The sequence below is a fragment of the Lewinella sp. W8 genome, from assembly GCF_004375085.3.
In the GTDB taxonomy this organism is placed as follows: domain Bacteria; phylum Bacteroidota; class Bacteroidia; order Chitinophagales; family Saprospiraceae; genus Neolewinella.
Window position 1 is genome coordinate 100101 of the sequence record NZ_SNAQ03000011.1, and the last position, 16050, is coordinate 116150.

The 16050-nt window shown below is 56.2% G+C and carries 15 protein-coding genes and 1 riboswitch; of the genes, 9 read left to right on the forward strand and 6 right to left on the reverse strand.

Annotation, left to right across the window (positions count from 1 at the left end):
* Positions 1-87: 87 nt before the first annotated feature.
* Entirely contained in the window at positions 88-1359 is a 1272-nt protein-coding gene (locus tag E1J53_RS13535) for a pyridoxal phosphate-dependent aminotransferase family protein (protein WP_134272986.1), read from the forward strand.
* A 113-nt stretch (positions 1360-1472) separates the two neighbouring features.
* Here E1J53_RS13535 and E1J53_RS13540 read toward each other — a convergent pair whose 3' ends face one another.
* On the reverse strand, positions 1473-3188 hold the full coding sequence (locus tag E1J53_RS13540) for an alpha/beta hydrolase-fold protein (protein WP_134272987.1): 1716 nt from the start codon (positions 3186-3188) through the stop codon (positions 1473-1475).
* Between the two features lie 196 nt (positions 3189-3384).
* On the opposite strand from E1J53_RS13540, the gene E1J53_RS13545 reads away from it, so the two are divergent.
* Together E1J53_RS13545 and E1J53_RS13550 are read left to right on the forward strand one after the other, a co-directional pair.
* The gene (locus E1J53_RS13545) at positions 3385-4404 is read left to right on the forward strand and encodes a nucleoid-associated protein (protein WP_134272988.1); all 1020 of its coding nucleotides are present in this window, start codon (positions 3385-3387) and stop codon (positions 4402-4404) included.
* Between the two features lie 65 nt (positions 4405-4469).
* Entirely contained in the window at positions 4470-5000 is a 531-nt protein-coding gene (locus E1J53_RS13550; RefSeq protein WP_134272989.1) for a DUF697 domain-containing protein, read from the forward strand.
* A 107-nt stretch (positions 5001-5107) separates the two neighbouring features.
* Here E1J53_RS13550 and tesB read toward each other — a convergent pair whose 3' ends face one another.
* Complete coding sequence (tesB, locus tag E1J53_RS13555) at positions 5108-5968, reverse strand: acyl-CoA thioesterase II (protein WP_134272990.1); 861 nt, start codon at positions 5966-5968, stop codon at positions 5108-5110.
* 217 nt (positions 5969-6185) lie between these two features.
* On the opposite strand from tesB, the gene E1J53_RS13560 reads away from it, so the two are divergent.
* Entirely contained in the window at positions 6186-7367 is a 1182-nt protein-coding gene (locus E1J53_RS13560) for an acetyl-CoA C-acyltransferase (RefSeq protein WP_134272991.1), read from the forward strand.
* Positions 7368-7438: 71 nt separating this feature from the next.
* Here E1J53_RS13560 and E1J53_RS13565 read toward each other — a convergent pair whose 3' ends face one another.
* Together E1J53_RS13565 and E1J53_RS13570 are read right to left on the reverse strand one after the other, a co-directional pair.
* On the reverse strand, positions 7439-8035 hold the full coding sequence (locus E1J53_RS13565; RefSeq protein WP_253931707.1) for a 1-acyl-sn-glycerol-3-phosphate acyltransferase: 597 nt from the start codon (positions 8033-8035) through the stop codon (positions 7439-7441).
* A 91-nt stretch (positions 8036-8126) separates the two neighbouring features.
* Positions 8127-8615: an asparaginase domain-containing protein gene (locus tag E1J53_RS13570; RefSeq protein WP_134272992.1), complete on the reverse strand. Its 489-nt coding sequence runs from the start codon at positions 8613-8615 to the stop codon at positions 8127-8129.
* A gap of 199 nt (positions 8616-8814) precedes the next feature.
* On the opposite strand from E1J53_RS13570, the gene E1J53_RS13575 reads away from it, so the two are divergent.
* From E1J53_RS13575 to odhB, 4 genes are all read left to right on the forward strand, one after another.
* Positions 8815-9459, forward strand: a complete 645-nt coding sequence (locus tag E1J53_RS13575) for a hypothetical protein (protein ID WP_134272993.1) — start codon at positions 8815-8817, stop codon at positions 9457-9459.
* A gap of 50 nt (positions 9460-9509) precedes the next feature.
* Positions 9510-10154 (forward strand): hypothetical protein, encoded by a 645-nt coding sequence (locus E1J53_RS13580; protein WP_134272994.1) that lies wholly within the window; start codon positions 9510-9512, stop codon positions 10152-10154.
* Positions 10155-10215: 61 nt separating this feature from the next.
* Complete coding sequence (locus tag E1J53_RS13585; RefSeq protein ID WP_134272995.1) at positions 10216-10593, forward strand: SET domain-containing protein-lysine N-methyltransferase; 378 nt, start codon at positions 10216-10218, stop codon at positions 10591-10593.
* A gap of 1375 nt (positions 10594-11968) precedes the next feature.
* Positions 11969-13240: a 2-oxoglutarate dehydrogenase complex dihydrolipoyllysine-residue succinyltransferase gene (gene odhB, locus E1J53_RS13590; protein ID WP_134272996.1), complete on the forward strand. Its 1272-nt coding sequence runs from the start codon at positions 11969-11971 to the stop codon at positions 13238-13240.
* A 203-nt stretch (positions 13241-13443) separates the two neighbouring features.
* On the opposite strand, the gene E1J53_RS24290 is transcribed toward odhB, so the two are convergent.
* Positions 13444-13956, reverse strand: a complete 513-nt coding sequence (locus tag E1J53_RS24290; protein WP_253931713.1) for a hypothetical protein — start codon at positions 13954-13956, stop codon at positions 13444-13446.
* A riboswitch (Fluoride riboswitch) is annotated at positions 13953-14028 on the forward strand. It overlaps the preceding gene by 4 nt.
* Here E1J53_RS24290 and E1J53_RS13595 point away from each other — a divergent pair.
* A complete protein-coding gene (locus tag E1J53_RS13595) occupies positions 14011-15132 on the forward strand; it encodes a hypothetical protein (protein WP_253931716.1) in 1122 nt (373 codons plus the stop codon). (Overlaps the previous riboswitch by 18 nt.)
* Before the next feature lie 221 nt (positions 15133-15353).
* On the opposite strand, the gene E1J53_RS13600 is transcribed toward E1J53_RS13595, so the two are convergent.
* A complete protein-coding gene (locus E1J53_RS13600; protein WP_134272998.1) occupies positions 15354-15974 on the reverse strand; it encodes a hypothetical protein in 621 nt (206 codons plus the stop codon).
* Positions 15975-16050 lie beyond the last annotated feature (76 nt).

The following is a 16050-nucleotide window of genomic DNA, read 5'->3' on the forward strand; positions in this document are numbered from 1 at the left end:
GGGTAAAAGCTTTTTCTAGTTCGGCGGCAATGGTCTTAGTGTCAGGGGATAACCTTATCTTTGCACCCGTTTAAAAGCGCATCGCTTATGCAAGACATATTTGATAAGTTCAAAGAGTTTCGTGGCCCCCTGGGTCAGTACCAGGAAGTAGCTCACGGATATTTCTCCTTCCCCAAGCTGGAAGGTGACCTTGGTCCCCGGATGAAGTTCCGCGGCAAGGAGTGCATCATCTGGAGCATCAACTCCTACCTCGGCATCACCAACCACCCCGAAGTCCGCAAGGCGGACGCCGAGGCGGCGGCCGATTACGGTATGGCTTACCCCATGGGTGCCCGGATCATGAGTGGGGAAACCGACGCCCACATCCAGCTCGAAAAGGAGCTGGCGGAGTTTACCCACAAAGAAGGCGCGCTCCTGCTCAACTTTGGCTATCAGGGCATCATGTCCATCGTGGATGCCTGTCTTTCCCGCCACGACGTGGTGGTGTACGACCGCGACGACCACGCCTGCATTATGGACGGTATCCGGATGCACCAGGGACCGAAATACGCCTTTAAGCACAACGACATCGATCACTTCCTCGTGCGGATGGAGCAGGCCAAGAAGGAGGCCGAAAAGCGCAATAGTGGTATCCTGGTCGTGACCGAAGGCGTCTTTGGTATGCGCGGAGAGCAGGGTATCCTGAAAGAAATCTGTGAGTACAAAGAGAAGTACGGTTTCCGCCTGGTGGTGGACGACGCCCACGGCTTCGGTACGCTTGGCGCCACCGGCGCCGGCGCCGGCGAGGCCCAGGGAGTACAGGATCAGATTGACGTGTACTTCTCCACCTTCGCCAAAGCCATGTCCGGCTTCGGTGCCTTCGTGTCTGCCGACAAGGAGATCATTGAGTACTTCCGCTACAACCTGCGGAGCCAGGTCTTCGCCAAGTCACTGTGTATGCCCATGGTGAAGGGCGCCCTTACCCGTCTGCGTCTGCTGCGCGAGATGCCCGAACTGCGGGAAAAGCTTTGGGACAATGTCCACATGCTGCAGAACGGTCTGCGGGAAGCTGGCTTCGACATCGGAAATACCGGTGCCTGCGTTACCCCCGTGTACATGCACGGAACCCCCTACGAAGCCGGTGCCCTGATCTACGATATGCGGGAGAACTACAATATCTTCTGCTCCATCGTCCTGCCGCCGGTAATCCCCAAAGGAACGATTCTCCTGCGCCTCATCCCCACGGCGGAGCACACCAAGGAGGATATCCAAACGACCCTGGACGCCTTCAAGGCTGTGCGCTCAAAACTGGAAGATGGTACTTACCACAAGATGGGCGAGATGATTGCCCAGGGTGCCATCGAAGGCATCATCCAGTAGGGTACTGGTCAATTAACAAAGTATCTCGCGGGGGAGAAAGCCATTGGTTTTCTCCCCCGTTGTTTTACCAACCATAGCGAAGCTGTAACGAAGCGAGGCCACCAGCCAGCAACCTAATACCGCCAGCTCGTCAAATCCGCGCCCTCGGGCGCGAGCAAACCCACCGTCTTGGCCCACTTGGGGATGAACATGCGGTGGTAGCGTAAGCGGCTGATGGCGTTGGGCTCATTGGGGTCGCCATTCCAGCAGTGTTCGGCCCGGTCACCGTAGGTAATTTCACCATTGTAGTAGGGCGTAGTGGTACTTTCCAGAAACTCTTCGGTCAGGTACACGGCATTGTTGAGGTAGTAGTTATCCATGTCGCCGCAGTAGATGTTGACCTTGCCGACCAGCTTCGGGCCCAGGGTGGCCCAGTCGCGCTGCATGATGTAGGCCAGATCGTAGTTCTCCCGCCAGTGGCGGGCAACGTCGGGGTTAATCTCACCGGTTTCCTTGTCCCAGATTCTTTGCGGGTAACCGTCGGGACCGACCGGGGAGTAGACGGCTTCCCAGATGTCCCACTGCTGTCCGCTACGGCTCCGGTCGCCGAGGGCGAGTTCCCGTTGGTTCATTTCCCGGAGCGTGCTGGATACGTGGCCCAGGCTATCCCGCCGACCGGGGCGTTCGGTGCGCTTGAAGGTGCTTTCCAGGTAGTAGGCATTCTTGTCTTTATATAGGTCCACCACCGTGAAGGCGCGGAAGTCGATCGGATCGGGGCAGGCGGCGTAGCAGGTGCCGTATTCGTCGGGATATTTTACCTGTACGGCCAGGGCTTCCCAGCCGCCGGTACTTCCGCCGTACACAAAGCGCGCCCAACCTTCACCGATGCCGCGAAATTGTTCTTCTATGTAGGGAATGAGCTCGTAGGTGATGGCGTCGCCGTAGGGCCCGAGATTCTCGGAGTTGACGGCGTAGCTGTCGTCGTAGTAGGGGTTGGCGTGCTGGATTTTGATGGCCAGCACCCGGGGGAAGTCGGGACCGCTCCAGGTCCGGTAAAAGTCGTAAGCTTCCTGCTGCTGGATCTTATTGTAGCAATCCAAGCCGAAGCGGGTGCTGAATTCGCAGGGCATATCCTCGTCGGGAGGGGTGGTACGGAAGCCTCCAAAGTTGTAGGGAAAGTGGCCGTGCATGATGGCCAGTGGGTACTTGACCTCGGGGTGTTTGTTCCAGTCTTTGGGCAGAAGCACGTGGGCACCGAGGTACATATCCCTTCCCCAAAAATCACTCAGGAGCTTCGAGCGAATGTTGATGTGCTTGATCCATTCGGTGTCTTCGGGAGGCGTGATCTCGGGAATGGTTTGGTCAAACTTCAGGGCGATGGTTTTGCCCTTCTCTTTGGTGACTTCCACCCGAACGGGCGTGCTGAGTAAGTTCCCCGGTGCGCGGTTCCACTGCTGTCCTTCCCCACGGTCCATGGGGAGTTTAACGGTGTGCCCGTCGGCCCGGGTAAAAGTTTCGTACTGGTGGAGCAGCACCTGAGCGTAGTAGGACCCCGCGGGAATTTCCGCGAGGCTTTGGTGAGGGTAGACGTTCAGGCTTTGTCCCTTTTTGCCGATGATCATCCTGGTGCCGGGTGCCCAACCTTCCACGTTCAGTCCCACCAAAATTTGCGTGCCGGGCCCGTCGCTGATCTGGAAGCGTGGCTCTACGTCGGGATTGGTGGATAGCATGAGCATCAGGCGACCGTCCAGGTTTTTATTGGCCATGTCGGCGGGGAGTTCCACGGAAAATTCGCGGCCCTGAGCCGGAAGCAGAAAGGGCAATAAAAGGAAGAGTACCGTCAGGCGCATGGAGGTGTGTTTTGGTAGTCAAGATAGGGATTGAGGCAGAGGAAGTAGGATTAAGGATTTAGGCTTCAGGATTGAGACCCGTGAAATCCTCATCGCTGATCAATTGTTCCTTGATCCTAAAGCCTTGATCCTAAAACCTAAAGTCATTGCACCCGCGCTGCGTCGCCCAAATCAATCCTTGCCGTACCTTCGCCGTATGGATCAACTCATCGTGCATCACCTGGTCGTTCATGAACTGAAGAAGCAGCCCGAATCGGCGGAAGCGGAACTGCTGTTGAGCAAGGAGCCCCTGCCCATTACGGAGCAGGCCATTGAACTCATCGGCCGCCTCGATCAGATCTTCGAACGCAAGAACGATCTGCTGCAGGGCTTTTTGTCCGCCCCCGATGAGTCCCTGTTTCCCGCCTTCTACCAAACCTGGCTGGAAGAAGGACGGGCCCGCCAGGCCTTCCTGTCCTTCAGCGAGGAAACCATGAAGGTCCTGCAGAGTAGCCTTCGCGGAGTGATTGGTGCCAAGGGGGGCTACCTGCTCTACGCGGACTACACGATGGAAGAACAGCGGATGCTGGGCATTTTTCTCATCCGCGATACGCCGGGCATGATCTTCGTTAACGATGAGGATGAACAGGCGCTAAAGCTCAGCACCACCCACTACCTGGACGTGGACCACATGGCCATGGCCGTGCGCCTGCTGGCGGGAGCTGGACGCAACGTGCAGATGATTCGCCACGCCCGCACCCAGAGCAGCATCAGTCAGTACTTCACCGACTGGGTGGGGCTGGACCGCCCCGAAACGAGCACGGAGCTTACCCACAATTTCCTGGAGATGGTAGAAGAATTGCCGATCCCCAAAGACAAGGAAACGGGCTTTGCCATGGAGGAGGGGGACTTTGAACGCGCCCTGCTGAAGTACGCCGCCAAGCAACCGCAGCAGACGATCCGGGTACAGGAATTTGACGAACACTTCTACGGCAACGAAACGCCGCTGCGCGAGTTACTCGCCGAGGGGGATGGTTCCCTGGACGAAGGCTTTCGGGTCGATAAACGATCCATGCGCAAGCGCTTTTTCCTGCGGGCGGGCTTCGGCGGCATCAGCATCACCTGTACCAAAGATCATTTTCGGGCCGGGCAAGTAGAAGTCGACGAAGCCACCGGCACAATCACCATTCGCAGCGATGAATTGGCGTCCTTGTTACTGGACCAGGCGGGAGAATAGCCCCACCGGTTTACCTTAGTGAACATCTTGCCCCCTCATTATGCTGCAATAAATAAAACGGCAACATGAGTTCGAATAGCGATAATTTACCCATTCCGATGGTTTCTGATGCTCAGCGGGAAGAGGCCAACAGTATCATTAAACGGTACGCCCTACTGGGCACCGCTACCGGACTAATTCCGGTCTTCGGGTTGGACGTTGCCGCCAATACGGCTCTGCAGACCAAGATGATCAAGGATCTGGCGGACGTCTACGAATACGATATCGACGAGCAATTGCTCCGTACGGCGATTACCTCCGGGATCACTTCGTTGGGCAGTCGGATTCTCACGGGGATCGCCGCTGGCCTGGCCACTTCTTTTCCCCTGTTCAAAACACTGGCGTCCAGCGCCGCTCAGGCGGCGGTTGCCGGGTTCATTACGATGGAAATCGGACGCATCTACCAGGCGCACATGGAGGAAGGGCAAAATCCGGCAGAAATTGACGTGATGGTAATCATCAACCACATCGTGGAACAAGTACAGGAAGGTAAGTGGGACCCCATGAAGGTGGCCAACCCCGCTAGCCACATTCAGTACCTGTTCAAGAAAGAATAATCGGTTACAGACCTACCAATCCAGACTTTACGGAGCGGGTTCACATGAACTTACTCTGTGGAGAGACAGATGTGAAAGCTCAACTCGCTCCGCGTTTTGGGCTTTCTTTATTTTTTTACCTTGCGCATGAGCCCCTCCTGGACAACGGAGGCCACCAGTTCCCCCCTGACGTTGAAGATATTTCCCCGGGTGAATCCCCGGGCACCGCTGGCCGAAGGACTGTCAATGCTGTAGAGTAGCCACTCATCGGCCCGGAAGGGGCGATGGAACCACATGGCGTGGTCCAGGCTGGCCAGTTGGAGGTTACGGTAATCGGTGGCCTTGCCGTGGGGAAGCAGGGCGGTGGTCAGGAGGTTGTAGTCGCTGGCGTAGGCCAGCACCAGCTCGTGCTCGTGCCGCTCGTCGGGCATCTCCCCGTAAGTCTTGAACCACACGTTACGGTAGGGCTCGTAAATTTCGTGGGCAAAGGGGTTGTGAAATTCTACGGGCCGAAATTCGATGGGCCGCTCTACGCTGAGCAGTTTGCGGATGTTTTCCGGTAGCTTATCCCCGAACTGCCGGGCCATGCTTTCGTAACTCACCAACTCATCGTAGCCCAAAACGTCGGGCATATCTACCTGATGGTCGTAGCCCTCCTGATCGAGGTGGAAACTGGCCGTGAGGTGGAAAATGGCGGCACCATTCTGGATGGCCTTCACGGCCCGGGTGGTGAAGGATCCTCCGTCGCGAATCCGGTCGACTTCAAAGACTATGGGAATGTCAAGGTTTCCGGGAAGCACGAAGTAGCCGTGCAAACTGTGCACGAACCGGTCTTTGGGTACGGTCCGCATGGCCGCACTCAGGGCCTGGGCCAGTACCTGGCCGCCGAACACCCGGGCGCTGCCTACGGAGCGGCTTTGTCCACGGAATAAATTTACTTCCAGTTGTTCCAGATCGAGTAGGTGCAGGAGTTCGGAAACCTGTTTCACGGCGTGTGTCGGATTGGTTAGTACGTTGAAGAACCCGTTGCCCGGAGCAGGGTTGTCTTGTCCCAATACTTTGTCATTTTTTATTGCCCCGGAATTGGGGGTGGACCGCCGGGGAAAGTAAAATGAAAAATGCGGGCGGCTTTGTCGTTTCCTACCATTTTGAAGGCGAACTTTGCGGAGCTTTGTCCGTTTTTCTTGCCAAGACAACCAAATTATCATGCCCACCACCGTTTACCTCGCTTCCGCCGTTCGTACCCCCATCGGCTCCTTTGGCGGAATGTTTACTTCACTCACTGCCCCCCAGTTGGGGTCAGCCGCCATTCGTGGCGCGTTGGAGCGCGCCGGCGTATCACCGGATCAGGTGCAGGAAGTTTTTATGGGGAACGTGGTATCCGCTAACCTGGGGCAGGCGCCCGCCCGCCAGGCGGCGCTGGGGGCTGATATCCCCAATACGGTTCCCTGTACGACGATCAATAAGGTCTGCAGCAGTGGCATGAAGGCCATCATGTTTGGCGCCCAGTCCATCATGCTGGGCCACAACGACATCGTCGTAGCCGGTGGCATGGAAAGTATGAGCAATATTCCCTACTACGTGCCGGACGCCCGCTGGGGCTCCAAGTTTGGCGACCGCAAGCTCGTCGACGGACTGAGTAAGGATGGCCTTACCGACGCCTACGACCAGAACGCCATGGGCGTTTGTGCCGACGCTACGGCGCAGAAGTACGGCTTCAGTCGCGGAGAGCAGGATGCTTACGCCATCAACAGCTACCAACGCGCCGCCGCGGCCACCGAAGACGGTACCTTCTCCAACGAAATCGTGCCAGTGCACGTACCCCAACGACGGGGCGATGACCTCGTGATCACGGAAGACGAAGAATACAAGCGCGTCAAGTTTGACAAAATTCCCAGCCTCCGCCCTGCCTTTTCCAAAGAAGGAACGGTAACCGCCGCCAACGCCAGTACGATCAATGACGGCGCCGCGGCCGTTGTGCTGGTCAGTGAGGAAAAACTAAAAGAACTGGGCCTGACGCCCCTGGCTAAAATCGTTTCCTTCGCCGACGCCGCTCAGGAACCGCAGTGGTTCACCACTGCCCCTACGCTGGCGGCTCCCCTGGCGCTCCAGCGGGCGGGCCTGGAGATGAAGGATATTGATTACCTGGAAGTAAACGAAGCTTTTTCCGTAGTGCCCATGGCCTTTGCGAAGGAGCTCGACATCGACGGGGACAACATGAACGTTCTCGGCGGTGGGGTTTCCCTCGGTCACCCGCTGGGTACTTCCGGTGCCCGCATCGTGGTTACGCTCCTGAATGTCCTCAAAACGAAGGGAGGAAAATACGGACTGGCCACGCTCTGTAACGGCGGTGGGGGAGCCAGCGCGATGATCATCGAAGCGGTCTAGGGAATGATTGAAGGACGGAAGGAATGAAGGATTGAATATTCCGTCATTCAATCCTTCTGTCCTTCAATCCCTCAACCTTTCACCACGGGTAACTCGTCGAGCACACTGGGGTCATACTCGAAGCTGTTTTCTGCGACGAGTCCCTTGACCCCATCGTAGTGGCGGTAAAGGAAATCAAAGTCGGCCCGGATGTCGTCGGTGGGCCAGAAGGGCTTGGAAAAATGGATGATCCGGTTTTCGAAGTCAAACTTGGTGAGCACCATGGGGACGCCGGCGGCCTTGGCGATAAAGTAGAATCCCGTCTTGAATTTGGTCACCTTGGATCGGGTGCCCTCGATGGCCAGGCAGAGCTTGAACTCCTCCCGCTCGTGGAAGATCTTGGCCACGGAGTCCACAAAATTGGTGCGCTTTTCGCGCACAACCGGGACCCCGCCCAGTGCTTTGAGAATGGGGCCCAGCGGAAACTTAAAGAGGGTGGACTTTCCCACGAATTTAATGTACTGCCCCACTACGGCACGTGCGTAGAGCCCGTAGGGAAAGTCGCGGTTGGAGGTGTGGGGAGCAACCGGAACCACGCACTTTTTGGGCCAGTTGCCGTCATTCTCATCCACTACGCGAATGCCGCCATTCAGGCGGAGCATAAATCGACCAAGCCAGGCGGGCATCATGATAATTTGCTTTTAGTGGAAACCATAAAGAAGAAAGAAAACGGAGAACTAACCTAATGATTTACTTTGGGATGCGGGGGAATCCTACCCGCTACACCTGCTCGAAGATGCCGGTAGACCGATTTTTCTTGACGCCATCCCAGCTGTTGAAGCGGCCATTCATGACGACGTAAACACCCGGGGGTAAGGTTTGCACGAAGGCCAGGGCACTACCGAGATTGAAGAATCCGTCGGAGGAAGATCCAAAGGCATAGGGAATCATGGCGCCGGTGAGTACGATGGTTTTGTCGCGGATGTCGGCGTTGGCCAGATACTCGGCGGTATCCACCATCGTGTCGGTCCCGTGGGTGATCAGGATTTGATTGGTGTCGACCTTGCGGCAGTTATTGGCGATTATTTCGCGGTCCGCTTCGGTGAGCTCCAGGCTGTCGACCATCATGAGGGTGCGAATCTTGACGTCCAGGGTACAGCGCCCGACCTCGAGCATCTTGGGGAGGTTGGAATCCCGGAAGAAAAGGTTACCGGTAACGTAGTTGTACTCCTTGTCAAAGGTGCCGCCGGTGACGAAAATTTGGATCACGGTGGAGTGATTATTTGGTGTAGGAAAGGCAGGGCAATCGGGGCGCGTTATCGTAGCGGTTGTGGTGTATTTGCCGACGGTGCGCAGGTGCAAAGCTAAGCCAGAAGGCCAGGTTTTTTACTTTTTACGTCGGCACTATTACTCCCGAATACAACCCAATCCCTAAAATTGCCATTAGTGATGTTATAAAACCCCACCCATGGAGGCCCCCGTTATCGTGTTGATCTGCCTTGCCGTTTTATTTCTGGGAATGATCGCCTGGCTAATTTTCTACACCCAACGGCGTCAGAAACAAAACCGGGATACCCAGCGGATCATCACCGATAAGGAGCTCCTCAAAATTTTTCAGAACCGCCCCGACGGTATTCTTTCCCCGGTTCAGGTTCAGGAATTGACGGGATTGAGTAAAACGGAAGCCTCTTCCCGACTACAGGTTTTGTCCATGGGGCACATCCTGCGGGCCGGTCACGCCGGTGGCGGCATGCGCCTGTACTATGAGCTCACCGCCCCCCTGGAAGAAGTGGAGATTGAGGGCCTGTCTTCCGATCCCTTTCTGACCACCGAAGATTTGCACAAAATTTTCCGGGCGTATAACTACCGCGTGAGCCCCCAGGACCTGATCATGGCCACGGGTCTGCCCTGGAAGGTGATTCAGCGCGAAATGAAGCATTTCGCGAAAAAGAAAATTATCGACGCGGTATTCATCAACCGTCCGGGAGACAGTCCCCTGCAGTACGTCCTCAAAGATCCCTACCTGCAAAACCCCGAGGCTTTCCTTCGGGAAGCTGAAACGCTGGATTTAGAAATGAAGGAAATTCTGCGAAACGATGATTTGCTGGTCTAAGGGGCGGAATACCGACCGATCGCGCACAAACGTCAATTAATTGATCAACTATGGAAGATGCCGTAATCATTTCAGTAACCCTTGGTGTGGTGGTATTAATGGTGGCTCTGGTCATCTTTCTGGTCGCCAGGCAACAAAAACAAAACGCCTCGACGCAACGGGAGATAACGGATGCGGACCTCCTGCGACTCATCGATCAGCAACCAGATGGACTGCTTTCCCCTCACCGGCTGCGGGACCTCTCCGGATTATCTCTGGGGGCTGCCCGCAACCGCCTCAACGCCATGGCGCATTACGGCATCCTTCGCCGAAACACGAATAGTAGGGGCCGTCACTACTTTGGGTTGCGGGACCCGCTCGAAGAGCGGGCGCCCATCGAGCTGTCCTCCGACCCCTTTCTTACCATGGAGGATTTGATGATGATCTTTCGCGCCCACGATTTTCGCGTAACGGCTCAGGAGTTGATCCTGGCCACCGGGCTTCCCCTGGCCGTCATCAAACGGGAGATGAAATATTTTGAGAAAAAGGGAATCGTGGAGAAACTTCAGCGCTCCGACTCCAACGGCGTGATGCTACGACGGTTTTTTGTCCTGCAGGACCCTTACCGGACGGACCACGATCTGTTCCTGCGGGAAAGCCCCGGCCTCAACCGGGAAATGAAGGAAATTCTCCTCAACGAAAACCTGATCGTCTGATTCCGGTCGGTCGGGGTTTGGCGGTTTTCCCGTACCTTAAGGGTGGACCAATGCCACCTCCATGCTTCACCTTCCCTTTTTGTACGTAGCCCCCAGTGAACTCGGAGGTAAGGGAGTGTTTACGGGACAGGCCATTGAAGAAGGAAGCATAATTGAACTGGCACCCGTCATTATTCTGTCGGCGGAAGATCGGGAAGCCATTCACCAGACCCGGCTCCACGACTACTATTTCCAGTGGGGCGGAGATCGGGCGGCGATTGCCCTTGGCCTCGGATCACTCTATAACCACGATGAGTCTCCGAACGCCGACTTTACCCTCGATTATGAGTTCAAGCAAATCAGGTTTACCTCCATCAGGAAAATTGAGGCCGGGGAGGAGATTAAGACCAATTACCGGGTCGGCGATAAGGACATGAGGCTCTGGTTTGAGGCAGAGTAGGTAAATCAGGGGGCATTTAAGGCGAAGTTTCGGGTTTTACCAGAAGGTTTTTCGCTTCATTAACGGAAGCGGATGCCGATATCACAATAAATGAAGGAAGAAAGTAATTGAAATTTTAAAAATAATACTTATTGGGGTTATTTATTGACAATAATGTAAATTTTTACCTATTTTATTGAATGAATTTGTTTTTTAGCGCTCATTGGTTGCATCTTTGCTATTGCAAGGGCGGAACAACGGTTCGCCATCAAACTTGCCGACAACCATGTAGAGTGATGAAATTGGCAGCCATGCCCGCTTGTCTCGCGGGTGGGGATCACGGTAAAAACCCGGCCGGATTTCTCCTCGGAGGTTTCTTCCCGCATCGTTCGGGCGGATTCTCCGAGGAGCAAGTTCAGTCAGCGGCTAACCGCTCCGTGCAGGTTCGACTCCTGCCTCTACAGCCACGGAAGGAGAATGCTTCTTTCCCTTAATTGTAGGATGACGAAATTGGCAGCCGTGCCCGCTGGTCTCGCGGGTGAGGGTTCGGGGATAAACTATTGATCTAGCTGATAGCTAACCCCCTCATGAAGGTTCGACTCCTTCTCCTACAGCCAACACCGGATGCATGTATGGCATCCACACTTTGTAGAGTGATGAAACTGGCAGCCATGCCCGCTTGTCTCGCGGGTGGGGACTACGGTAAAAACCCGGCCGGATTTCTCCTCGGAGGTTTCTTCCCGCATCGTTCGGGCGGATTCTCCGAGGGGCAAGTTCAGCCAGCGGCTAACCGCCCCGTGCAGGTTCGACTCCTGCCTCTACAGCCACGGAAGGAGAACGCTTCTTCCCCTTACTTGTAGGATGACGAAATTGGCAGCCGTGCCCGCTGGTCTCGCGGGTGAGGGTTCGGGGATAAACCACCTATCTATCAATTGGCTAACCCCCTCATGAAGGTTCGACTCCTTCTCCTACAGCCAACACCGGATGCATGTATGGCATCCACTACTTTGTAGAGTGATGAAACTGGCAGCCATGCCCGCTTGTCTCGCGGGTGGGGATCACGGTAAAAACCCGGCCGGATTTCTCCTCGGAGGCTTCTTCCCGAATTGATCGGGCGGATTCTCCGAGGGGCAAGTTCAGCCAGCGGCTAACCGCTCCGTGCAGGTTCGACTCCTGCCTCTACAGCGATCGGGACGATGTCCGCCACGGCGGACATCGTCCTTTTTTTGTCTGGACAACTCTTTTTGACCGTTAATGGGCCGGATCGGTAAAAAAACTCAACCTCCACCGACCTTTGGTGTTGGTTGTGGAGTGCGTTTTTTAAGATCGCCTATTCCCACCAGTTTCCCTAGGAAATACGCCGGGTAGGCCTCACCTTTGCGAAAATTTTTCAGACATGAGTATCGTCGAAATGAAAGTTCCCGTGATCGGGGAATCCGTAACCGAAGTAACCCTTTCAGAGTGGCTGAAGGCCGACGGAGAATATGTGGAACTGGACGAGCCCATTTGTGAATTTGAATCCGATAAAGCCACGCTGGAGTTTCCGGCCGAAGCTGCCGGAAAGATCATCCACGTCGCCGCCGAAGGCGACGACCTGGAAATCGGTGCCCTGGTGGCCAAGATTGACACCAGCGTAAGCCAGCCTTCCGGAGGAGGTGATGCCCCCGCCGAACCAGCCAAGGAGGAGACCCCCGCTACTCCCGCCCCCGCCGAAGAAAAAGCTGCTCCCGCTCCGGCGGCCAGCACCTCCTACGCTACCGGCACGCCGAGCCCCGCGGCGGGAAAAATTCTCCGTGAAGCAGAGGTAGATCCTTCTCAGGTCAACGGTTCCGGCCGCGACGGAAGAATCACCAAGGAAGATGCCCAGCGCGCTGCCGCCAATAAGGCCACGGCACCTGCGCCCGCGCCCAAAACGGAAAAAGCCGCTCCGGCCCCCAGCCCCGCTCCCGCCGCTAACTTCAGCCGGGAAGAACGGACGGAGAAGATGAGCCGGATGCGCCGGACGATCGCTACCCGACTGGTCCGGGCCAAAAACGAGACGGCCATGCTGACGACCTTCAACGAGGTTGACCTCAGCGAAGTGATGGCCCTGCGGAAACGCGTACAGGAAAAGTTTGTGGAGAAGTACGGCGTAAAACTCGGCTTCATGTCCATCTTCGCCAAGGCCTGCGCCCAGGTACTGATGGAAATGCCCGACGTGAACGCCGCCCTGAGCGAAGACGGCAAAAGCCTGATTTACCACGACTACGTCGACATCAGCTTCGCGGTTTCTACCCCCACGGGACTGGTCGTGCCCCCCATCAAGAACATCGAAAGCCTGCATTTTGCGGACATCGAGAAGAAACTGAAGGACCTCGCGGCCCGCGCACGCGACAACAAGCTGAGCATCGAAGAGATGCAGGGAGGGACCTTTACCATCACCAACGGTGGGGTGTTCGGCAGTATGATGAGTACGCCGATTCTGAACGAGCCCCAGAGCGCCATCCTCGGGATGCACAACATCATTCAGCGCCCGGTGGCGGTGAACGGGCAGGTGGAAATCCGACCCATGATGTACCTGGCGCTGAGCTACGATCACCGGGTCATCGATGGCTCCAGCTCCGTTACCTTCCTGGTAAAAGTGAAGCAACTCCTCGAGGATCCGACGCTGTTGCTCCTCGGTTTGTAAACCCCGCGAACCACTCGCCAAAAGGCCACCGTAGTCATCTGCGGTGGCCTTTTTTTGTCGCGCTGCGGGAAAGATTAGCGGCCCGCCGACCATTGGGGCACCGGAATAATCCCCGTCTACCAATTGCCGGGATTATTGACTACCTTTTTATCCCCGGCCTTTACTCACCACTTATTCACCCACCCATGAGACGCTTACCCCTATTACCACTGCTGACCATCATTCTGAGCGGCACGCTTTGCGGACAGATTAATTTCCAGACGGACCTGGTGGAAGGAAACTGCCCCTACGATACTACCGTTACCGGAATTTTTCCGCAGCACTACGAGGTATTCCTCACCAAAGACGATACCTACGAAGGAGAAATTGACAGCAGCTGGTGCCCCACCTTCGTACTGCAGGATCGCCCCACGCGCTACGATCTGGACCTCTCGGACTTTGATTTTGACCGACCGCTTCACTACCGCCTGCGCTATCCCGAAGGGTCCCGACCCGCCATTGCTCCCTACGTGGATCACATCATCGATTATACGCTGTGGAATATCCACGTAACCCTGGAAACCCTGGAAGATTGTGGTGACAGATGCTCCAGCCAAATCCTCAAAACGGTAGCCGAAGACACCATTCCGCGTGTTTTCGAGTACACTTTTTCGGACGTCTATCCGGAGATCGGTGCCACGAATTGCTTCTTTTCCGAACGCTTCGAACGGCAGCATCTCGTGGAAATGGGGTTAACCCTTTACCTGGAGCAAACCGCGGAAGACCCGCTGATGACTACCTACGGCTTCTTCCTTACCGAAGCTCCGGACTATTCGCTGCGGGAGGAGGTGGATGAAATCAATTATGGCCCGGATAATTTCACGGGGTCCTTTTACTGGGCTTCTCCTTCCGAAGTCGTGTCTTCGCTCCCCCGCGACGGAGCCTTTGCATCCTTTTACTACTTACCGCAGGTAGTGGAGGAAGTGCCGGGAAATAATCGTTTTCGGTACACCGAGGTTAACTTTTCCCCGAACCCGGATACGGCGGTCACCATGCAGTTGTACATCACGGAATGGGACGATATCGCTTTCCCGCCCTTCACGGGGCTAATTGCCGGTAAGGTAGGCGGGCAGGATAGTCTGCGGCACAATCTGGAAGTTGTCTATGACGACTGGTATTTCGGGTCCTGTTTTGATTTCCTCATCGAACGGGTAATTCCCGAGAACACGGTTCATCAGGTGGGGAACGACCAACTGCGCTTTGGCAGCAACGCCGCCTGCGTGATGCTGGAAACCGGAGCGGGTTTTGCGGTTGGGCCCAACGCCGAAGTGGACTACGGTGCCAACGGTCGGGGGCTGTTCGCCACCCGCGATGGCGGGTCGTTGACCCTGAAGGAGGGAGCCCGGATGACCCTCAATAACCGACTGCGGTTGTTGCAGTTGCCGGGAACGGCGGCCGGTGGCTTACACCTCTATCTGGCGGAGGGTAGCGAGCTGTCCTTCGGGGAATCCGCCGTGGTGGAAAGAAAATTTGCGGAAGCGGATTCCTGGATTTGGGTACACGATGCGGGCGGAACGCTTAACCTGGAGGCCCTAAGTCCGGAAGAACGGGCGCTGTTCCGCTTCGTGCCGACGGAGCCCAGTCAGGTGCCCCTGGAAGTAGAGGAACTGTTTATCCTCGGCAATCCAGTGCGTTCCGGTACGCTGCGCTTTGCGCTGCCGAACGACCTTGCGCCGGACCAGGAAGGCGTGTATCGTATCAACGACCTGGCGGGAAGGACCCTGACCGAGGGGGTGTTTTCCGTGGATGCGCCCTCGCTTGAATTGCCTGCCGCCATGACCAACGGGGCTTACGTGCTGTCCGTATCCGTTGCGGGCCGGTCCTACAACGCCAAAATGGTGCTTCAGCGCTAGGGGAGGATGGCCCCAACGAACTCCGGCCATCGCATTACTTGCGATGGCCGGAGTTCATTACGTATCGTGAAATTTTCCTTTGTTGCCGGTCCCGGAATGCTCGTTGGAGTCATTGCTTTTAGACAATGCGACGGAGCGTGAAGCGAAGCGGAATACTCGGCTCAGCCGGTGCAGGATGCCGGGGTATTTCCCGGTGGCAGTCCTTCCGGGATTATGCGGTCTTACTGAGCGACCTTCAGGGACTTAATCACCCGCCGCGTAACGTATTCGCCGGTCTTGCCGGAGAAGATGTCAACCGTCGCATACTGGATGGTGAACTTCTTGCCTACGGCCATGGTGTTGAGCAGGTCCGCTCCGGGAAAGAATTCCAGCCAGAGCAAATCCACCGGGCGGCCATCGGCCGACACGAAGCGGACCATAGCGGGGTCCGTGGTGGGGAGTGAACTCAGGGTGGCCGTCATGGAAGCTTCCTTAGCCGGGGTTTCGGTTTCTTCCTCCCCCTGCATCGATTCTCCGGCCAGGGCCATGATGATGTCGGGGCAGAACTCCAGCATCTTAACGCCGAGGCGTTCCCCGATGCGGGTCATGGCCGTGGAGTTGTTGTAGTCGATCGGCCCGAGGGCGGCTTCGGCCTTGGCCCGGTCCTTTTCGATGTGCTGGATCATGCAGGTACCGAGTAGCATCTGGCGTTCGCTGGCGGTACTGGGATTTTCTTTTGCCTGGTAACATTCGCAGACGGCCTCGGCCGCTTCGCTCATGTAGGCGTCCCCTTTGTCCTGAGCGGACAGGGTCGTCGTCACGGCCAGGGCCAGGAACAGGGTAAAGTAACGTAGAGTAGTCATGTCATAGGATTAGTACCGGAGGAATCCCCTCCGGCAATTGAAAACGGGAGTCCCAAAGGTACTATTGTTTTTTGCG

What these genes read in the sequence shown, in the direction of transcription:
- E1J53_RS13535 (WP_134272986.1), top strand. Translation starts at nt 88, where the DNA reads ATGCAAGACATATTTGATAAGTTCAAAGAGTTTCGTGGCCCCCTGGGT.
- E1J53_RS13540 (WP_134272987.1), bottom strand. Translation starts at nt 3,188, where the DNA reads ATGCGCCTGACGGTACTCTTCCTTTTATTGCCCTTTCTGCTTCCGGCT.
- E1J53_RS13545 (WP_134272988.1), top strand. Translation starts at nt 3,385, where the DNA reads ATGGATCAACTCATCGTGCATCACCTGGTCGTTCATGAACTGAAGAAG.
- E1J53_RS13550 (WP_134272989.1), top strand. Translation starts at nt 4,470, where the DNA reads ATGAGTTCGAATAGCGATAATTTACCCATTCCGATGGTTTCTGATGCT.
- E1J53_RS13560 (WP_134272991.1), top strand. Translation starts at nt 6,186, where the DNA reads ATGCCCACCACCGTTTACCTCGCTTCCGCCGTTCGTACCCCCATCGGC.
- E1J53_RS13565 (WP_253931707.1), bottom strand. Translation starts at nt 8,035, where the DNA reads ATGATGCCCGCCTGGCTTGGTCGATTTATGCTCCGCCTGAATGGCGGC.
- E1J53_RS13575 (WP_134272993.1), top strand. Translation starts at nt 8,815, where the DNA reads ATGGAGGCCCCCGTTATCGTGTTGATCTGCCTTGCCGTTTTATTTCTG.
- E1J53_RS13580 (WP_134272994.1), top strand. Translation starts at nt 9,510, where the DNA reads ATGGAAGATGCCGTAATCATTTCAGTAACCCTTGGTGTGGTGGTATTA.
- E1J53_RS13585 (WP_134272995.1), top strand. Translation starts at nt 10,216, where the DNA reads ATGCTTCACCTTCCCTTTTTGTACGTAGCCCCCAGTGAACTCGGAGGT.
- odhB (WP_134272996.1), top strand. Translation starts at nt 11,969, where the DNA reads ATGAGTATCGTCGAAATGAAAGTTCCCGTGATCGGGGAATCCGTAACC.
- E1J53_RS24290 (WP_253931713.1), bottom strand. Translation starts at nt 13,956, where the DNA reads ATGCTGCCGTTCGAAGCGTTCGGAAAAGAAGCAATTCGTGGCACCGAT.
- E1J53_RS13595 (WP_253931716.1), top strand. Translation starts at nt 14,011, where the DNA reads ATGACTACCTACGGCTTCTTCCTTACCGAAGCTCCGGACTATTCGCTG.
- E1J53_RS13600 (WP_134272998.1), bottom strand. Translation starts at nt 15,974, where the DNA reads ATGACTACTCTACGTTACTTTACCCTGTTCCTGGCCCTGGCCGTGACG.